The sequence below is a fragment of the Pseudomonas azotoformans genome, from assembly GCF_900103345.1.
Classification (GTDB): Bacteria; Pseudomonadota; Gammaproteobacteria; order Pseudomonadales; family Pseudomonadaceae; genus Aquipseudomonas; species Aquipseudomonas azotoformans.
The window spans coordinates 6,165,941-6,183,990 of sequence record NZ_LT629702.1 but is presented as its reverse complement, the minus strand read 5'-3'; the positions used below and the strand labels follow the sequence as shown (position 1 = coordinate 6,183,990).

Annotated in this window: 15 protein-coding genes and 1 pseudogene; 12 read left to right on the top strand and 4 right to left on the bottom strand. The window is 60.8% G+C overall.

Annotation, left to right across the window (positions count from 1 at the left end; translation table 11 throughout):
- Positions 1 to 28 precede the first annotated feature (28 nt).
- From BLR69_RS28030 to BLR69_RS28020, 3 genes are all read left to right on the top strand, one after another.
- Positions 29 to 2,731, top strand: a complete 2,703-nt coding sequence (locus tag BLR69_RS28030) for a [protein-PII] uridylyltransferase (protein WP_071496937.1) — start codon at positions 29 to 31, stop codon at positions 2,729 to 2,731.
- Between the two features lie 177 nt (positions 2,732 to 2,908).
- Positions 2,909 to 4,111, top strand: coding sequence for a succinyldiaminopimelate transaminase (gene dapC, locus BLR69_RS28025; RefSeq protein ID WP_071496938.1), 1,203 nt, complete (start codon positions 2,909 to 2,911; stop codon positions 4,109 to 4,111).
- 265 nt (positions 4,112 to 4,376) lie between these two features.
- Positions 4,377 to 5,129, top strand: coding sequence for a M12 family metallopeptidase (locus BLR69_RS28020; RefSeq protein ID WP_076955216.1), 753 nt, complete (start codon positions 4,377 to 4,379; stop codon positions 5,127 to 5,129).
- A 37-nt stretch (positions 5,130 to 5,166) separates the two neighbouring features.
- Here the strand turns inward: BLR69_RS28020 and BLR69_RS28015 are convergent.
- Positions 5,167 to 5,439, bottom strand: a pseudogene (locus tag BLR69_RS28015) (Na+/H+ antiporter); the annotation flags it as partial.
- A gap of 170 nt (positions 5,440 to 5,609) precedes the next feature.
- Here BLR69_RS28015 and BLR69_RS28010 point away from each other — a divergent pair.
- Positions 5,610 to 6,344 carry a zinc metalloprotease gene (locus BLR69_RS28010; protein WP_071496941.1) on the top strand — a complete coding sequence of 245 codons (735 nt, stop codon included), beginning with the start codon at positions 5,610 to 5,612 and terminating at the stop codon, positions 6,342 to 6,344.
- Here the strand turns inward: BLR69_RS28010 and BLR69_RS28005 are convergent.
- Positions 6,334 to 7,977 (bottom strand): Na+/H+ antiporter, encoded by a 1,644-nt coding sequence (locus tag BLR69_RS28005; RefSeq protein ID WP_071496942.1) that lies wholly within the window; start codon positions 7,975 to 7,977, stop codon positions 6,334 to 6,336. The two genes, BLR69_RS28010 and BLR69_RS28005, sit on opposite strands and share 11 nt — an antisense overlap.
- 268 nt (positions 7,978 to 8,245) lie before the next feature.
- On the opposite strand from BLR69_RS28005, the gene BLR69_RS28000 reads away from it, so the two are divergent.
- The 4 genes from BLR69_RS28000 (at position 8,246) to BLR69_RS27985 (ending at position 11,302) form a co-directional block, all read left to right on the top strand.
- Positions 8,246 to 8,554: an arsenate reductase gene (locus BLR69_RS28000; protein WP_232000998.1), complete on the top strand. Its 309-nt coding sequence runs from the start codon at positions 8,246 to 8,248 to the stop codon at positions 8,552 to 8,554.
- A 33-nt stretch (positions 8,555 to 8,587) separates the two neighbouring features.
- Positions 8,588 to 9,622, top strand: coding sequence for a 2,3,4,5-tetrahydropyridine-2,6-dicarboxylate N-succinyltransferase (gene dapD / locus BLR69_RS27995; protein WP_071496944.1), 1,035 nt, complete (start codon positions 8,588 to 8,590; stop codon positions 9,620 to 9,622).
- 64 nt (positions 9,623 to 9,686) lie between these two features.
- Entirely contained in the window at positions 9,687 to 10,892 is a 1,206-nt protein-coding gene (locus BLR69_RS27990; protein ID WP_071496945.1) for an aminotransferase class V-fold PLP-dependent enzyme, read from the top strand.
- Positions 10,889 to 11,302, top strand: a complete 414-nt coding sequence (locus BLR69_RS27985; RefSeq protein WP_071496946.1) for a SufE family protein — start codon at positions 10,889 to 10,891, stop codon at positions 11,300 to 11,302. Before BLR69_RS27990 ends, BLR69_RS27985 begins: the two co-directional genes overlap by 4 nt.
- 116 nt (positions 11,303 to 11,418) lie before the next feature.
- Here the strand turns inward: BLR69_RS27985 and tcdA are convergent, their stop codons facing one another.
- Entirely contained in the window at positions 11,419 to 12,228 is an 810-nt protein-coding gene (tcdA, locus tag BLR69_RS27980) for a tRNA cyclic N6-threonylcarbamoyladenosine(37) synthase TcdA (protein ID WP_071496947.1), read from the bottom strand.
- A gap of 218 nt (positions 12,229 to 12,446) precedes the next feature.
- Here tcdA and BLR69_RS27975 point away from each other — a divergent pair, with 218 nt between their 5' ends.
- From BLR69_RS27975 to BLR69_RS27960, 4 genes are all read left to right on the top strand, one after another.
- Positions 12,447 to 15,038, top strand: a complete 2,592-nt coding sequence (locus tag BLR69_RS27975) for a glycosyltransferase (RefSeq protein ID WP_071496948.1) — start codon at positions 12,447 to 12,449, stop codon at positions 15,036 to 15,038.
- Positions 15,039 to 15,296: 258 nt separating this feature from the next.
- Positions 15,297 to 16,448: a succinyl-diaminopimelate desuccinylase gene (dapE, locus tag BLR69_RS27970; protein WP_071496949.1), complete on the top strand. Its 1,152-nt coding sequence runs from the start codon at positions 15,297 to 15,299 to the stop codon at positions 16,446 to 16,448.
- Positions 16,448 to 17,257, top strand: coding sequence for a putative RNA methyltransferase (locus BLR69_RS27965; protein ID WP_071496950.1), 810 nt, complete (start codon positions 16,448 to 16,450; stop codon positions 17,255 to 17,257). The genes dapE and BLR69_RS27965 overlap by 1 nt, the downstream gene beginning before the upstream one ends.
- A gap of 54 nt (positions 17,258 to 17,311) precedes the next feature.
- Positions 17,312 to 17,689: a hypothetical protein gene (locus BLR69_RS27960; RefSeq protein WP_058425300.1), complete on the top strand. Its 378-nt coding sequence runs from the start codon at positions 17,312 to 17,314 to the stop codon at positions 17,687 to 17,689.
- 131 nt (positions 17,690 to 17,820) lie between these two features.
- Here the strand turns inward: BLR69_RS27960 and BLR69_RS27955 are convergent, their stop codons facing one another.
- The gene (locus BLR69_RS27955) at positions 17,821 to 18,030 is read right to left on the bottom strand and encodes a cold-shock protein (protein WP_003219353.1); all 210 of its coding nucleotides are present in this window, start codon (positions 18,028 to 18,030) and stop codon (positions 17,821 to 17,823) included.
- Positions 18,031 to 18,050 lie beyond the last annotated feature (20 nt).

The window sequence follows — 18,050 nt, the reverse complement described above, 5'->3', positions numbered from 1 at the left end:
CTGAATAGATAGAAAGGAAAGCCGATCGATGCCCCAGGTGGATCCCGAACTCTTCGACCGTGGCCAGTTCCAGGCCGAACTGGCCCTGAAGGCGAGCCCCATCGCCGCGTTCAAGAAGGCTATCCGCCAGGCCCGCGAGGTACTCGACGCGCGCTTTCGCAGTGGTCGGGACATCCGCCGGCTGATCGAGGACCGGGCCTGGTTTGTCGATAACATTCTGCAAAAGGCCTGGGAACAGTTCAGTTGGAGCGAAGACGCAGACATCGCCCTGGTGGCGGTCGGCGGCTACGGGCGCGGCGAGCTGCACCCCTACTCCGACATCGACCTGCTGATCCTGCTGGACAGCGCCGACCATGAGATCTTTCGCGATTCCATCGAGCGCTTTCTCACACTGTTGTGGGACATCGGCCTGGAAGTCGGCCAAAGCGTGCGCTCGGTGGACGAATGCGCCGAAGAGGCGCGCGCCGACCTCACCGTGATCACCAACCTGATGGAAAGCCGCACCATCGCCGGCCCCGAGCGCCTGCGCCAGCGCATGCTCGAAGTCACCAGCACCGCACACATGTGGCCGAGCAAGGACTTCTTCCTGGCCAAGCGCGCCGAGCAAAAGGCCCGGCACCACAAGTACAACGACACCGAATACAACCTGGAGCCCAACGTCAAAGGCTCGCCGGGCGGGCTGCGGGATATCCAGACGATTCTGTGGGTTGCGCGTCGCCAGTACGGCACCCTGAACCTGCGCGCCCTGGCCGGCGAAGGCTTCCTGGTAGAAAGCGAAAACGCTCTGCTGGCCTCGTCCCAGGAGTTCCTCTGGAAAGTGCGCTACGCCCTGCACATGCTGGCCGGGCGTTCCGAAGACCGCCTGCTGTTCGACCACCAGCGCTCCATCGCCACCCTGCTGGGTTTTGAAGGCGAAGACGCGAAGACCAGCATCGAAAGCTTCATGCAGCAGTATTACCGGGTGGTCATGAGCATTGCCCAGCTCAGCGACCTGATCATCCAGCATTTCGAAGAAGTGATCCTGGCCCCTGAAGACGAAGCGCCGCCACAACCGATCAATGCGCGCTTCCAACTGCACGACGGCTATATCGAGGCGCGCAACGACAACGTGTTCCGTCGCACGCCGTTCGCCATGCTGGAAATCTTCGTGCTGATGGCCCAACAGCCGGAAATCAAAGGCGTGCGCGCCGATACCATTCGCCTGCTGCGGGAAAACCGGCACCTGATCGACGACGACTTCCGCAACGATATCCGCAACACCAGCCTGTTCATCGAGCTGTTCAAGTGCAAGATCGGCATCCACCGCAACCTGCGGCGCATGAACCGTTACGGCATCCTCGGGCGCTACCTGCCGGAGTTCGGTTTTATCGTCGGACAGATGCAGCACGACCTGTTCCACATCTATACCGTGGACGCCCACACCCTAAACCTGATCAAGCACCTGCGTAAGTTGCAATACACTCAGGTGTCGGAGAAATTCCCGCTGGCCAGCAAGTTAATGGCCAAGCTGCCCAAGCCCGAGCTGATCTACCTGGCCGGCCTGTACCACGACATCGGCAAGGGCCGGCATGGCGACCACTCCGAGGTCGGCGCCGTTGACGCCGAAGCCTTCTGCCAGCGCCACCAATTGCCACTGTGGGACAGCCGCCTGATCGTCTGGCTGGTGCAGAACCACCTGGTGATGTCGACCACCGCCCAGCGCAAGGACTTGTCCGACCCGCAGGTGATCCACGACTTCGCACAGATCGTCGGTGATGAGACCCGTCTCGACTACCTGTACGTGCTGACCGTCTCCGACATCAACGCTACCAACCCGACGCTATGGAACTCGTGGCGCGCCAGCCTGCTGCGCCAGCTGTATACCGAGACCAAGCGCGCCCTGCGCCGCGGCCTGGAAAACCCGGTGGACCGCGAAGAGCAGATTCGGCGCACGCAGAGCGCAGCCCTGGATATCCTGGTGCGCGGCGGCAACGACCCCGACGATGTCGAGCAACTGTGGTCGCAACTGGGCGACGATTACTTCCTGCGTCACACCGCCGGTGATGTGGCCTGGCACACCGACGCGATCCTGCAGCAACCGGCCGATGGCGGCCCGCTGGTGCTGATCAAGGAAACCACCCAGCGCGAATTCGAAGGCGGCACGCAGATTTTCATCTACGCGCCGGACCAGCATGACTTCTTCGCCGTGACCGTGGCCGCCATGGACCAGCTCAACCTGAACATCCATGACGCCCGGGTGATCACCTCCAGCAGCCAGTTCACCCTCGACACCTATATCGTGCTCGACACCGATGGCGACTCGATTGGCGACAACCCGGCGCGCGTGAAGAAGATCCGTGAAGGCCTGACCGAGGCCCTGCGCAACCCTGATGACTATCCGACCATCATCCAGCGCAGGGTACCGCGCCAGCTCAAGCATTTTGCATTTGCGCCCCAGGTCACCATATCCAATGACGCCCAACGGCCGGTCACGGTACTGGAACTCAGCGCGCCGGATCGCCCAGGCCTGCTGGCACGCATCGGCGGGATCTTCCTGGAGTTCGACCTGTCGTTGCAGAACGCCAAGATTGCGACCCTCGGCGAGCGCGTAGAAGACGTGTTCTTCATTACCGACGCCGATAACCAGCCGTTGTCCGACCCGGAGCTGTGCCTGCGGTTGCAGGAGGCCATCGTCCAGCAACTGAGCGTGACCCAGGAACCCGGCGTCGAACTCACGCGCCTGACTATTTGAATACGCGGATTAATCTGTGAACCAGGGCTTGTGTGGGAGGGGGCTTGCCCCCGATAGCGGTGGGTCAGCTACAAATATTTCAACTGACAGTCAGCAATCGGGGGCAAGCCCCCTCCCACATAAGAATCGCTGCGCCCAGCAGACCGCATGCTTTCAACCGAATTGAACGAGATTTCCATGAATAACGCCCTGAACCAGCTACAGCCCTACCCGTTCGAGAAACTGCGCGCCCTGCTCGGCAGCGTCACGCCAAACCCGGACAAGCGCCCGATTGCGCTGTCCATCGGCGAACCCAAGCACAAATCCCCGGAATTCGTGGCCAAGGCCCTGGCCGATAATCTCGACCAGATGGCCGTGTACCCGACCACCCTGGGCATCCCAGCGCTGCGTGAGGCCATAGGCGCCTGGTGCGAACGCCGTTTCAACGTGCCCAAGGGCTGGCTCGACCCGGCGCGTAATATCCTGCCGGTCAATGGCACCCGTGAAGCGCTGTTCGCCTTCACCCAGACCGTGATCAACCGTGGCGACGACGCGCTGGTGGTGAGCCCGAACCCGTTCTACCAAATCTACGAAGGTGCGGCGTTCCTGGCCGGGGCCAAGCCGCATTACCTGCCATGCCTGGACGCCAATGGCTTCAACCCGGACTTCGACGCCGTGACCCCGGACATCTGGAAACGCTGCCAGATCCTGTTCCTGTGCTCCCCCGGCAACCCGACCGGCGCACTGATCCCGGTCGAGACGCTGAAAAAACTCATCGCCCTGGCCGACGAATATGACTTCGTCATCGCCGCCGACGAGTGCTACAGCGAGCTGTACTTCGACGAACAAACCCCGCCGCCGGGCCTGCTGAGCGCCTGCGTCGAACTGGGGCGCCAGGACTTCAAGCGTTGCGTGGTGTTCCACAGCCTGTCCAAGCGCTCCAACCTGCCGGGCCTGCGCTCAGGCTTTGTGGCCGGCGACGCTGACATCCTCAAGGCGTTCCTGCTGTACCGCACCTACCACGGCTGCGCGATGCCAGTGCAAACCCAGTTGGCGAGCATTGCCGCCTGGCAGGATGAAGCCCACGTGCAGGCCAACCGTGACCTGTATCGCGAGAAATTCGACGCGGTGCTGGCGATCCTCAAGCCGGTGCTGGATGTGCAGAGCCCGGACGGCGGCTTCTACCTGTGGCCGAATGTGAATGCCGACGATGCTGCGTTCTGCCGCGACTTGTTCGTGGAAGAACACGTGACCGTGGTGCCGGGGTCGTATCTGTCACGCGAAGTCGACAGCACCAACCCAGGCGCGGGCCGTATACGCCTGGCACTGGTTGCGCCGCTGGCCGAGTGCGTGGAAGCGGCTGAGCGGATTCGCGACTTTATCGTAAGGCGAAACCAGTAATGTACTGAAACGCCTGCACCGTGCAATGCGGTGCAGGTATCTCGTATACCCGCACGATACCCGCAGAACCCAACGCCATCGCCCCCCCTTGCGGCGCGCATCTCACGACTTCACGTCCTACTGGCGTATTTTTCCAATAGATACATTAATTAATAATCTTCGCCGAAACCTTTAGGCACTCCAAGACCACTACATGTCTGCTCCCACAATCAGTGCGTAGTTTTCTTACGCAACAACATCAGCATTCATAACGCAAAAAATCATTATGACTATCAACTTACACCCCAACTCTTACTCAGCAAATACCTACTCCACTGACGTACCCTCACCAGAGCGAGCAGCCGAGTCAGACACAAAAACATCGGCCCTCCATAGAGGAAAACGGGGCGCAACCTATAATGCTGACCTATGGCCACAACACTCGACGATAAAAATTTCGCTCCTCAACATGACTGACAAACAAAAAGAACTTACGAAAGACAGCATCAACAAATGGGCACCCCACATAAATTTGAAACTTGAGTTCGTCGACGGACCAGACGGGGATATTAGAATAGCCGCTAATAACCAAACCGGCGGAAACTCTGCAATTGGCAGACAGGCAAATGACATTCCAAAAAGTGAGCCCACCATGGTCATTGGATTTGGAGGAGAGAATGATAACTATACAGCCGGCACCATAATGCATGAATTCGGGCATGCCTTAGGCTTGCAGCATGAACATCAACATCCAGACAACACACTCGACTTCGACAGAGAGAGAGTGTATCAAGAGTACGCCAAGCACGGCCTCACAAGGGAGGAAACGGATGCGTTTGTCCTCAATCCACTTAATCGCGAAAACTTGATATTTTTAGGTTACGACAAAGACTCAATAATGAACTACGGCTTTGCCGAAGGTACAATAAGAAATCGCGGCGCAATCCCTAGGGGTAATGATCTATCGAAAGGTGATAAAGAGTTTGCGGAGTTTATCTACCCTAAGTCCAAGATAAAAACCTTGGACCAAAGTCGCTGACCCCGACCTCAACATTTGCTCAAACCCACGTTAGCCTTCACTTGGCAAGCACCAAGTGAGCCTCACTCATATCCAGCTCCGCCAACACTTCCATCAACACGTCATCACCAATCTGGTGATGACGGCTCGGGCTATACAACTCCAACCGCTGCGCCCGCAGGGCCTTGAGACGCAACTTGCGTTCAAGTAGGTCCATCTGTTGCGCCAGCGCCTGGGCCTTGGCCGAGTCGTTGAATACCCCCAGTTGATGACGATATTCCGACATCAACCGCGCCTTCAGTTCGGTGGCGAGTGCGGCTTGGGCTGCCTCCAGGGCGGCGGAACGGATTCGCGATGTTGTTCAGCGTCGCCGCTGAACACCCTGCCCGCGCCCACATCAGGTGAACGCGGGCTTACACACTCAGGCGGTCGAACCGGAACCTTCCTACGATCTGGACGAATAAACCATTACATTCGCCCACCTATCACAGGTAAGAACCCATGCCAAGTATCACGCCTAAAACCAGCTTTCAGTACCAACCGACCAACCTCTCCGTCGAAACTGCCACGGACTCTACGCAAACTCTTTCCAGAAGCCGTCGCAACATCGGCGAACCGGATAGATACTGGCCCCAGAACACCACTATCAGAATCGCCACGTACGAGTACGACACGGATGATGAATACGTACTCGCCGTCAAAGAAGCCGCCAGCGAATGGCTGCCCCACATCAATCTCAAGTTTGAGTTTGTATCAGGAGAAGAAGGCGATGTTCGCATTACACAGAATATTGGCAACAGCGATGGAGGCCAATCAGCCATAGGCACGCAAGCACTTGACGTGTCTCCCAGCGCCCCTACGATGTCGCTACCAAAGGACCACACGCATCCCCGATTCGCCTACGTGGTAATGCACGAGTTCGCGCACATGCTCGGCGCTCATCATGCCCATCAACACCCGGATGCCAACATTCCGTGGGACATGGACAAGGTCTATGAGGGCTTCAACCGTATCGCAGGGTTGGACCGGTCAGGGGTGCAAGCCAACGTGCTCCCTCTGCCTCGGTCCAGCACTTACGACTTCATGGACTACGATGGCGACTCAGTCACGCACTATGCAGTCAGCCCTTACCTGACCCAAGGCGGCTGGGGCCAATCCGAGACATGGTCCCTGAGCGACGGAGATATCGCCTGGGCAAAAAAAGCCTACCCCAAGACCGCCCCCGCTATTTCTTGAGGCCCAGATTAGCCTCACTCATATCCAGATCCGCCAACACCTCCCTCAGAACGTCATCACCAATCTGGTGATGACGACTCAGGCTGTATAACTCCAGGCGCTGCGCCCGCAGCGCCTTGAGCCGCAGTTTGCGCTCGAGCAGGTCCATCTGCTGCGCCAGCGCCTGGGCCTCAGCCGAGTCGTTGAACACCTCCAATTGATGGCGATATTCCGACATCAGCCGTGCCTTGAGCTCAGTGGCAAGTGCCGCCTGGGCGGCATCCTGGCTTTCGGGCTCAGCGGGTTCTTCTGCTTCCAGCGCATGGATCGCAGCCACAGCCGTTTTTTTCCAGGCCTCACGGACCTCTTTGTGGCGTTTCTCGTCCGGGCTCTTTTCAATGCCGCGTAACAACAACGGCAAGGCGATACAGGCGGCGATCAGCGACAGGAGGATCACGCCTGCCGCGATGAAGATCAGCAGATCACGCTCGGGAAAGTCCTGGCCCGGCGCCAGCAGCAACGGCACCGACATGACACCGGCCAACGTCACGGCACCGCGCACACCGCCGACGGTCAGCAGCCAGCAGGAACGGGCGGTTGGCACCAGCGTCAGTTCGCTTTTCCCACGAACTCTGCGTAACAGGCCTGACAGCCGCCAGATGCTTTGCACCCAGATAAAACGCAGCACCACCAACACCAGGAAGATCGCGATCACATCCAGGCAGCGATAAAACAAGGTCGGCCATAGCGTTGTCTCGTGGCTGACCACGGCCTTGATGATGTCCGGCAGTTGCAGGCCCAGCAGCAGGAAGATCAGGCCGTTGAAGGCAAACTCCAGCAGCGACCAGACGCTGCGATTGAGCAAGCGCGTGCTGGTCTGGCGCGGTAGCAGGTCGAGCCAGCTTTGCATCATGCCTGCGGCGACCGCCGACAAGATGCCCGAGGCGCCCAGGCGCTCGGCCAGCACGTAGGCGGCGAATGGCAGCAACAACATGAACACCACGTGGGTCGCCGGGTCGTCCCAACCACGGGCGATCATCCACGCGCGCAATCGGCCGACCAGCCAGCTCAGGGCCACGCCAACGGCCAAGCCACCGACGGCGACCAACACAAAGGTCAGGCTGGCATCCGCCAGGGAAAACACCCCGGTCAACGCCGCCGCCAAGGCAAACTTGAACGTCACCAGGCCCGACGCATCGTTCATCAGGGCCTCGCCCTGCAACATGTGCATCAGCGGCGTAGGTAGACGGTTCTGGGAAATCGCCGACACCGCCACGGCATCCGTCGGCGACAAAACAGCTGCCAAGGCGAAGGCCACCGGCAGTGGGATCGTAGGCAATATCCAGTGAATGAAATAACCCGCCCCCACCACCGTGAACAGCACCAACCCCACCGCCAACGTCAGGATCGGCCCACGCAACCGCCACAACTCACGCTTTGGCATGCGCCAGCCATCCGAAAACAGCAGCGGCGGCAGGAACAGAAACAGGAACAACTCCGGGTCCAGCGCCACGTGCAGGCCCAGCGTCGGCCAGGCCAGCAAGGCACCGGCGGCGATCTGCACCAGGGGCAACGGCAGAGGAATGACACGCCCGACCAGACGCGAAACGCTGACCAGCATCAGCAGGATAAGAACGGTGTAGGCGGTTTGCATAAAGCGGGTTTCCCGGACAATCGACTTGCAACGACACACATCAGGCAACACCTGGCCGTTGAAGTGCCATATTACCCGGCTATGTTAACCGCCTATGCTGCCGGCCGGCCTTTGCACATAAGTCGCACGCCAGCATGACGAGGGGCACGGTCCCGCTGGTCGTGGCATAATCCGTGACCTTTAATTTTCACTTGGTCCAAAGGGGGGCAATTCCTTGACCGCTTCAAGCAAAACGTTGCACCTTTTCGGCATCAAAGCCTGCGACACCATGAAAAAGGCGCGCACCTGGCTCGATGAGCAAGGCGTCAACTATGAGTTCCACGACTACAAAACGGCCGGAATCGACCGCGAACACTTGACCCAATGGTGCAATGAGCACGGTTGGCAGGTGGTTTTGAACCGTGCGGGCACCACCTTTCGCAAACTCGAAGACGAACGCAAAGCCGATCTCGATCAGTCGAAAGCCATTGAATTGATGCTCGCACAACCTTCGATGATCAAGCGCCCGGTGCTCGATCTCGGTGACAGAACCCTGATTGGCTTCAAGCCAGACACATATTCGGCGGCCCTCAAGTAGGCCAGCCCTTTCCATTTTTGTAGAGGTAACAGCATGTCCAATTCCCTGTTCAGCCTGGGCTTCGGCGTCGGCACTCAGAACCGCCAAGGTGCTTGGCTGGAAGTGTTTTACGCACAGCCGCTGCTCAACCCATCGGCTGAAATCGTCGCGGCCATCGCGCCGATCCTCGGTTACACCGAAGGCAACCAGGCCATCACCTTCACCATCAGCCAAGCGCTGCAACTGGCCGATGCCCTCAAGAATGTCGACGCCACCCAAGCCGCGCTGCTCAACCGCCTGGCTGAAAGCCACACCCCGCTGGTTGCCACCCTGCTGGCAGAAGACGCCGCACTGACCTCCACGCCTGAGGCCTACCTCAAGCTGCACCTGTTGTCCCATCGCCTGGTCAAGCCCCACGGCCTGAGCCTGGCCGGTGTGTTCCCGCAGTTGCCGAACGTGGCCTGGACCAGCCAGGGCGCGATCGACATCAACGAACTGGCCGAACGCCAGCTCGAAGCCCGCCTGCGCGGCGAGTTGCTGGAAGTGTTCTCGGTGGACAAGTTCCCGAAAATGACCGACTACGTAGTGCCGAGCGGCGTGCGTATCGCGGATGCCGCGCGTCTGCGCCTGGGTGCCTACGTGGGCGAAGGCACCACCGTGATGCACGAAGGTTTCGTCAACTTCAACGCCGGCACCGAAGGCCCGGGCATGATCGAAGGCCGTGTATCAGCGGGCGTATTCGTCGGCAAGGGCTCGGACCTGGGTGGCGGTTGCTCCACCATGGGCACCCTGTCGGGTGGCGGCAACATTGTGATCAAGGTCGGCGAAGGCTGCCTGATCGGCGCCAACGCCGGTATCGGTATCCCGTTGGGCGACCGCAACACCGTGGAATCTGGCCTGTACGTCACCGCCGGCACCAAGGTCGCGCTGCTGGACGAAAAGAACCAACTGGTCAAAGTGGTCAAGGCGCGTGAACTGGCCGGCCAGCCGGACCTGTTGTTCCGTCGCAACTCCGAGACCGGTGCCGTGGAGTGCAAAACCCACAAATCGGCCATCGAACTGAACGAAGCGCTGCACGCTCACAACTAAGCAGCCACTCGATGCCACTAGCGGGCCCCGCCCCTGGGGCTCGCTTATACGAGTCTTGAACCCCATGCTAGTGCCCTCCCCCTGGCGCGCCGATTTCCCGGCCATCGCCACCCTGCAACGGCAAGACCAGACGTACCTGGACAACGCCGCCACCACACAAAAGCCCCAGGCCCTGTTGGATGCCATCAGCCATTACTACGCCAATGGCGCAGCCAATGTGCACCGTGCCCAGCACTTGCCCGGCGCCCATGCGACCCAGGCGTTCGAAGACAGCCGCAGCAAGGTCGCGCAGTGGTTGAATGCAGGCGACAGTGGGCAGATCGTGTTCACCCACGGCGCGACTTCTGCGCTGAACCTCTTGGCCTACGGCCTTGAGCATTTATTCAATGCGGGCGATGAGATTGTGGTCAGCGCCCTGGAACACCACGCCAACCTGCTGCCGTGGCAGCAACTGGCCAAACGCCGCGCCGCCACGCTGGTGGTGCTGCCGTTGAATGATGACGGCGTGATCGACCTGCAAGCCGCCGCCGCGCTGATCGGCCCGCGCACACGCCTGTTGGCGGTGAGCCAGTTATCCAACGTGCTCGGCGCCTGGCAGCCTCTGGAAGCGCTGATCACCACGGCCAAGGCCCACGGCGCACTGACCGTGGTCGATGGCGCCCAGGGCATCGTCCACGGCCGCCACGACGTGCAGGCCCTGGGCTGCGACTTCTACGTGTTTTCCAGCCACAAGTTGTACGGCCCGGACGGCGTCGGCGTGCTGTTTGGCCGCAACGAAGCCCTGCACCACCTGCGCCACTGGCAGTTTGGCGGCGAGATGGTGCAACAGGCCGACTACCACAGCGCCAGTTTCCGTCCGGCACCGCTGGGTTTCGAGGCCGGCACCCCGCCGATTGCCAGTGTGATCGGCCTGGGGGCGAGCCTGGATTACCTGAGTTCGCTGGACCAACAGGCGGTAGTGGCCCATGAAGCGGCGTTGCATGACTACCTGTTGCGTGGGCTCAAAGCGCGTAATGGCGTGCAGGTGCTGGGCTCCCCGCTGGTGGCGTTGGTCAGCTTCGTCGTCGACGGCGTGCATAACGCTGATCTTGCGCACTTGCTCACCGAGCAAGGCATTGCCGTGCGCGCCGGGCATCACTGCGCCATGCCGTTGCTCAAGGCGATGCACTTGTCAGGGGCGATCCGTGTGTCTCTGGCGCTGTACAACGATTCGGATGACCTGGAACGCTTCTTTGAAGCGCTGGACCAGGCGCTGGATATGCTGCGATGAGCCTGCCGATGGAGGCGGTTGCTGCGCTGGAAGCCTTTCAGTCCGTCGGCAGTTGGGAACAACGCGCGCGGATGCTGATGCAGTGGGGCGAACGGCTGCCTGCCCTGGCCGCCGAGGACAAAGTCGACGCCAACCTGGTACAGGGCTGTGAAAGCCTGGTGTGGTTGGTGGGGCGTTTGCAGGACGGCCACTGGCAGTTCGCCGCCAGCAGCGATGCACGGATGATTCGTGGGTTGGTGGCGCTGCTGCTGACGCGGGTCAATGGGCTTTCTGCTGCCGAGCTGCTGGCCGTGGACTTGCCCGACTGGTTCAATCAATTGGGGCTTTCCCGTCAACTGTCACCGTCGCGCAGCAATGGCCTCAACGCGGTGCTGCAACGCATGCGCGAAATCAGCCATACACAAAGCTAAATGTGGGAGGGGGCTTGCCCCCGATTGCAGGGTGTCAGTCACTGAACAAGTTGGCTGATCCACCGCTATCGGGGGCAAGCCCCCTCCCACATTTGAATTGTGTAGGGTTCCGAGATTTAAGTGGGCTTGACTCGCTCCGACGGCCTACGCACCCCGGCCACAATCTTGTCCACCGCCTTGGTCGCCGCCACCATGCCGAACGTGGCGGTCACCATCATCACCGCGCCAAACCCACCCGCGCAGTCCAGCTTCACGCCATCCCCGACAAAACTCTTCTGCAGGCAAATGCTGCCGTCCGGCTTGGGATAACGAAGCTGTTCGGTGGAGAACACGCACGGCACGCTGTAGTGGCGGGTCACTGTGCGCGAAAAACCGTAGTCGCGACGCAATGTTGAGCGCACTTTCGAGGCCAGCGGGTCGTTGAATGTACGGTTCAAGTCGCACACCTGGATCAGCGTCGGGTCAATCTGCCCGCCCGCGCCGCCAGTGGTGATGATCTGGATCTTGCGGCGCTTGCACCAGGCAATCAGCGCGGCCTTGGCGTTAACCGCGTCGATGCAGTCGATCACGCAATCGATGTTGGGGGTGATGTATTCGGCCATGGTGTCGCGGGTTACGAAGTCGGCCACCGCATGCACCGTGCAGTCCGGGTTGATGCCGCGCAGGCGCTCGGCCATCACCTCGACCTTGGGTTTGCCTACGGTGCTGTCCAGGGCATGCAACTGGCGGTTGCTGTTGCTGACGCAGACATCGTCCAGGTCAAACAGCGAAACCTCGCCCACCCCGCAACGGGCCATGGCTTCGGCCGCCCAGGAGCCCACGCCGCCGACGCCGACGATCGCCACATGGGCCGCTTTCAAGCGTTCCAGGCCTTCAATGCCATACAAGCGGGCAACGCCTGCAAACCGCGGATCTTCTGTGCTCATGACCTTTACCCCAAAAACCGGCGCGCATTATAGGGCTACGCAGCGACAAGTTCGAAGCCTCAAGCTACAAGTTAAGAACTAAGATGGCCTTTCGCTGACTAATGTCCGGTTTTTCTCTGCTTGCTGTACGGTCAGGGAAGGGCCGGTGTAGGATGCGCGCCGTTCGGCGCAGGCCGACACCTCTTTTCGTTCCACACCTTTTGGAACCCGAAATAGCCATGGCATCGCGTAAATTTGGACTCAACCTGGTGATCGTGCTGGCAATTGCCGCGCTGTTCACCGGCTTCTGGGCGCTGATCAACCGCCCCGTCACCACCCCCAACTGGCCTGAACAGATCTCCGGTTTTTCCTACTCGCCGTTCCAACAAGGCCAGTTCCCACAGAAAGACCAGTACCCAACCGACGACCAGATGCGTCAAGACCTTGCAATCATGAGCAAGCTGACGGACAACATCCGCACCTACTCGGTCGACGGCACCCTGGGGGACATCCCCAAGCTGGCGGAAGAGTTCGGCCTGCGCGTGACGCTGGGGATCTGGATCAGCCCGGACCTGGAACGCAACGAGCGGGAAATCCAGCGCGCCATCGAAATCGCCAACAGCTCGCGCAGTGTGGTGCGGGTAGTGGTGGGTAACGAAGCGCTGTTCCGGGAAGAAATCACCCCTGAGGCGCTGATTGTGCTGCTGGACCGGGTGCGCGCCGCCGTGAAAGTACCGGTGACGACCTCCGAGCAGTGGCACATCTGGGAAAAGAACCCGCAACTGGCCAAGCACGTCGACCTGATTGCTGCGCACATCCTGCCATTCTGGGAATACATCCCGATGGACAAGGCCGGCCAATACGTACTCGACCGTGCCAGGGACTTGAAGAAACTGTTCCCGAAAAAGCCGCTGCTGCTGTCGGAAGTGGGCTGGCCGAGTAACGGCCGCATGCGCGGGGGTAACGAAACCTCACCGGCCGACCAGGCGATTTACCTGCGCACGCTGGTGAACAAGCTGAACCGCCAGGGCTACAACTACTTCGTGATCGAGGCGTTCGATCAGCCGTGGAAAGTCAGCGACGAAGGCTCGGCGGGCGCTTACTGGGGCGTGTACAACGCCGCGCGCCAGCAGAAATTCAACTTTGAAGGCCCAGTTGTCGCGATCCCGCAATGGCGCGTGCTGGCCATCGGCTCAGTGGTGCTCGCGCTGCTGTCGCTGACCCTGCTGATGATTGACGGCTCGGCCCTGCGCCAGCGTGGCCGTACCTTCCTGACCTTTATCGCATTCCTGTGCGGCTCGGTACTGGTGTGGATCGGCTACGACTACAGCCAGCAATACAGCACCTGGTTCAGCGTGACCGTGGGCATTCTCCTGGCCCTCGGCGCCCTGGGCGTGTTTATCGTGCTGCTGACTGAAGCCCATGAACTGGCGGAAGCGGTCTGGACCCACAAGCGTCGGCGTGAATTCCTGCCGGTCGAGGGGGATTCGGACTACCGCCCGAAAGTGTCGATCCATGTGCCGTGCTACAACGAGCCACCGGAGATGGTCAAACAGACCCTCGACGCCCTGGCTGCCCTCGATTACCCGGATTACGAAGTCCTGATCATCGACAACAACACCAAGGACCCGGCGGTGTGGGAGCCGGTGCGCGATTACTGTGAAACCCTGGGACCGCGCTTCAAGTTCTTCCATGTCGCGCCCCTGGCCGGTTTCAAGGGCGGCGCACTGAACTACCTGATCCCGCACACCGCCAAGGATGCCGAAGTGATCGCGGTGATCGACTCCGATTACTGCGTCTCGCCAAATTGGCTCAAGCACATGGTGCCGCACTTCGCCGACCCGAAAATCGCGGTGGTGCAGTCACCGCAGGACTACCGCGACCAGAACGAAAGCACCTTCAAGAAGCTCTGCTACGCGGAATATAAAGGCTTCTTCCACATCGGCATGGTCACCCGCAACGACCGCGACGCGATCATCCAGCATGGCACCATGACCATGACCCGTCGCTCGGTGCTCGAAGAACTGGGCTGGGCCGACTGGTGCATCTGCGAAGACGCCGAACTGGGCCTGCGGGTGTTCGAGAAAGGCCTGTCGGCGGCGTATTACCACGACAGCTACGGCAAGGGCCTGATGCCGGATACCTTTATCGACTTCAAGAAACAGCGTTTCCGCTGGGCCTACGGCGCGATCCAGATCATCAAGCGTCACACCGCAAGCCTGTTGCGCGGCAAGGACACCGAGCTGACCCGTGGCCAGCGCTACCACTTCCTGGCGGGCTGGCTGCCGTGGGTGGCGGACGGCATGAACATCTTCTTTACCGTGGGCGCGCTGCTGTGGTCGGCGGCGATGATCATCGTGCCGACGCGGGTCGATCCGCCGCTGCTGATTTTCGCGATCCCGCCGTTGGCGCTGTTCGTGTTCAAGGTGGGCAAGATCATCTTCCTGTACCGTCGTGCGGTAGGCGTGAACTTGAAGGACGCATTCTGCGCGGCGCTGGCCGGCCTGGCGTTGTCCCACACCATCGCCAAGGCGGTGCTGTATGGCTTCTTCACCACCAGTATTCCGTTCTTCCGTACACCGAAAAACGCCGATAACCACGGCTTCTGGGTGGCGATTTCCGAAGCCCGCGAAGAAATGTTCATCATGCTGCTGTTGTGGGGCGCGGCGCTGGGGATCTACCTGGTGCAGGGCCTGCCGAGCAATGACATCCGCTTCTGGGTGGTGATGTTGCTGGTGCAGTCCCTACCGTATGTGGCGGCGCTGGTCATGGCGTTCCTGTCTTCGCTGCCGAAACCGGCGGCGGCAGCGGAACCCGCACCGGCTGCGTAAAAACTTGCGCAATGCACTAAACGGCGGCCTCTGGCCGCCGTTTTGCTATAAGATAACGGCCGTTTTGTTGGATCAGGCAAGCGCCGATTGCCTTATGTGGGAGCGGGCTTGCTCGCGAATGCGGTGTATCAGCCAATACATGCGCAGCTGACACTCCGCATTCGCGAGCAAGCCCGCTCCCACATTAGGATTTCGCCATTTCAAGTTCTGTATTCCACATTCGCCCTGCGCCCATTACACGCATTCCGGAGTTCCCCCATGACGGCCCATGCCGACCTTTCGCCGACCCTTCAACTTGCCATCGACCTGATCCGTCGCCCCTCGGTGACGCCGATCGACGCCGATTGCCAGAAGCTGATGATGCAGCGCCTGGGCGACGCCGGTTTTGCGCTTGAGCCGATGCGCATCGAAGACGTGGACAACTTCTGGGCCACCCATGGCAAGCACGATGGCCCGGTGCTGTGCTTTGCCGGTCACACCGACGTGGTACCGACCGGCCCGGTGCAGGCGTGGCAGAACGACCCGTTCGACGCGTTGATCGACGAAAACGGCATGCTCTGCGGCCGTGGTGCGGCGGACATGAAAGGCAGCCTGGCCGCCATGCTGGTAGCCTCGGAGCGTTTTGTCGCCGACTACCCGGACCACAAGGGCTCAGTCGCCTTCCTGATCACCAGCGATGAAGAAGGCCCGGCGCACCACGGCACCAAGGCTGTGATCGAACGCCTGGCTGCACGCAAGGAACGCCTGGACTGGTGCATCGTCGGCGAACCGTCGAGCACCACGTTGGTGGGCGATGTGGTCAAGAACGGCCGTCGCGGCTCCCTCGGCGCCACCCTGACCGTACGCGGTGTGCAAGGCCACGTAGCCTATCCACACCTGGCAAAGAACCCGATCCACCTGGCCGCGCCGGCCCTGGCCGAACTGGCCGCCGAGCACTGGGATGACGGCAACACCTTCTTCCCGCCGACCAGCTTCCAGATCTCCAACCTCAATTCCGGCACCGGCGCGACCAACGTGATCCCGGGTGACCTGACGGCGGTGTTCAACTTCCGTTTCTCCACCGAGTCCACCGTTGAAGGTCTACAGCAGCGCGTTGCACAGATTCTCGACAAGCACGGCCTGGATTGGCACGTGGAGTGGGCGTTGTCGGGCCTGCCGTTCCTCACCGAACCCGGCGCGCTGCTGGATGCGGTATCCGCCAGCATCAAGGCGATCACCGGGCGTGAGACCCAGGCGTCCACCAGCGGTGGCACCTCCGATGGACGGTTCATCGCCACGTTGGGCACCCAAGTGGTCGAGCTGGGCCCGGTCAATGCAACCATCCACCAGGTCAACGAGCGCATCCTCGCCAGCGACCTCGATGTGCTGACCGAAATCTACTACCAGACCCTGATCAAGTTGCTCGCCTGATGCTCGCTTGCCCCCTTTGCAATGCCCCGCTCAATGCGGTGGACAATGGCGTCGCGTGCCCGGCCGGGCATCGTTTCGACCGTGCGCGCCAGGGTTATCTGAACCTGTTGCCGGTGCAGCACAAGAACAGCCGCGACCCGGGCGATAACCTGGCCATGGTCGAAGCGCGCCGCGACTTCCTCAACGCCGGGCACTACGCCCCGGTGGCCAAGCGCCTGGCCGAACTCGCCGCTGAGCGCGCGCCGCAGCGCTGGGTCGATATCGGCTGTGGCGAGGGCTACTACACCGCACAGATCGCTGAAGCCCTGCCCCACGCCGACGGCTACGCACTGGATATCTCCAAGGAAGCGGTCAAGCGTGCGTGCAAGCGCAACCCGGCGCTGACCTGGTTGATCGCCAGCATGGCCCGCGTGCCATTGGCGTCAGGTAGCTGCCAGTTTCTCGCCAGCGTGTTCAGCCCACTGGACTGGGAAGAGGCCAAGCGCCTGCTCAGCCCCGGCGGCGGTTTGATGAAGGTCGGCCCGACCAGCGGCCACCTGATGGAACTGCGCGAGCGCCTGTACGACGAAGTGCGTGAATACACCGACGATAAACACCTGGCCCTGGTGCCGGACGGCATGAGCCTGGCGCACAGCGAAACGCTGGAATTCACCCTGAGCCTGGCCGAGCCCCAGGACCGCGCCAACCTGCTGGCGATGACGCCCCATGGCTGGCGTGCCAGCGCCGAGCGCCGTACACACGTGATCGAGGCGGCCGAGCCGCTGGTGGTCACGGTGTCGATGCGCTACGACTATTTCGTGCTTCAATAAACAACTTTCCAGTATCCGCGAATGGATTTTCGAATCCCGCAACGAGGAACATCCATGCGCCAACCCGATATCGAGATTTACCTGAAGGACGCCGACGTCGACCACAAGGCCATTGCCGCCTGGCTGGGCGCTGCCCTTGGCCCGTGCACCGACTGGGTCCAGAAAGGCCAGACCTACAAATGCAAGGCCGGCAACGTGCCGGTCACCTGGCTGCCCAAAGCCGTCGGCAAATGGAACAGCCTGTACCTGGAAAGTGACCAGACGCCGTGGGACGACGACATTGCCTGCGCCCGTGCTGCCTTTGCTGCACTGAATGTGGAAGTGCGTTGTGCACCGGGGACCTGGGTCGAGGAAGAAGGCGAAGAAAGCGCCGACACCTGGATTCGGATCAGCGTGGACGGTGAAGAGCAGATCACCTGGAAAACCGCATAACCCTTGATGTGCGAACCCAATCAAAATGTGGGAGGGGGCTTGCTCCCGATAGCGGTATATCAGCAACAGATTAGCTGACTGACACACTGCAATCGGGGGCAAGCCCCCTCCCACATTGGTTTTGCGTGGTCCTAAAGCCCCACCACATCCTCCGCCTGCAACCCCTTCTCGCCGGTCACCACGGCGTATTCCACCTGCTGGCCCTCGGCCAGGGAGCGGTGGCCTTCGCCGCGAATGGCACGGTAATGCACAAACACATCCTTGCCGTCTTCGCGTTGAATGAAGCCATAGCCCTTTGCATCGTTGAACCACTTCACATTGCCGGTTTCACGCGTTGCCATTCTGTTTTTGCTCCCACTGT

What these genes read in the sequence shown, in the direction of transcription:
- BLR69_RS28030 (WP_071496937.1), top strand. Translation starts at nt 29, where the DNA reads ATGCCCCAGGTGGATCCCGAACTCTTCGACCGTGGCCAGTTCCAGGCC.
- dapC (WP_071496938.1), top strand. Translation starts at nt 2,909, where the DNA reads ATGAATAACGCCCTGAACCAGCTACAGCCCTACCCGTTCGAGAAACTG.
- BLR69_RS28020 (WP_076955216.1), top strand. Translation starts at nt 4,377, where the DNA reads ATGACTATCAACTTACACCCCAACTCTTACTCAGCAAATACCTACTCC.
- BLR69_RS28010 (WP_071496941.1), top strand. Translation starts at nt 5,610, where the DNA reads ATGCCAAGTATCACGCCTAAAACCAGCTTTCAGTACCAACCGACCAAC.
- BLR69_RS28005 (WP_071496942.1), bottom strand. Translation starts at nt 7,977, where the DNA reads ATGCAAACCGCCTACACCGTTCTTATCCTGCTGATGCTGGTCAGCGTT.
- BLR69_RS28000 (WP_232000998.1), top strand. Translation starts at nt 8,246, where the DNA reads ATGAAAAAGGCGCGCACCTGGCTCGATGAGCAAGGCGTCAACTATGAG.
- dapD (WP_071496944.1), top strand. Translation starts at nt 8,588, where the DNA reads ATGTCCAATTCCCTGTTCAGCCTGGGCTTCGGCGTCGGCACTCAGAAC.
- BLR69_RS27990 (WP_071496945.1), top strand. Translation starts at nt 9,687, where the DNA reads ATGCTAGTGCCCTCCCCCTGGCGCGCCGATTTCCCGGCCATCGCCACC.
- BLR69_RS27985 (WP_071496946.1), top strand. Translation starts at nt 10,889, where the DNA reads ATGAGCCTGCCGATGGAGGCGGTTGCTGCGCTGGAAGCCTTTCAGTCC.
- tcdA (WP_071496947.1), bottom strand. Translation starts at nt 12,228, where the DNA reads ATGAGCACAGAAGATCCGCGGTTTGCAGGCGTTGCCCGCTTGTATGGC.
- BLR69_RS27975 (WP_071496948.1), top strand. Translation starts at nt 12,447, where the DNA reads ATGGCATCGCGTAAATTTGGACTCAACCTGGTGATCGTGCTGGCAATT.
- dapE (WP_071496949.1), top strand. Translation starts at nt 15,297, where the DNA reads ATGACGGCCCATGCCGACCTTTCGCCGACCCTTCAACTTGCCATCGAC.
- BLR69_RS27965 (WP_071496950.1), top strand. Translation starts at nt 16,448, where the DNA reads ATGCTCGCTTGCCCCCTTTGCAATGCCCCGCTCAATGCGGTGGACAAT.
- BLR69_RS27960 (WP_058425300.1), top strand. Translation starts at nt 17,312, where the DNA reads ATGCGCCAACCCGATATCGAGATTTACCTGAAGGACGCCGACGTCGAC.
- BLR69_RS27955 (WP_003219353.1), bottom strand. Translation starts at nt 18,030, where the DNA reads ATGGCAACGCGTGAAACCGGCAATGTGAAGTGGTTCAACGATGCAAAG.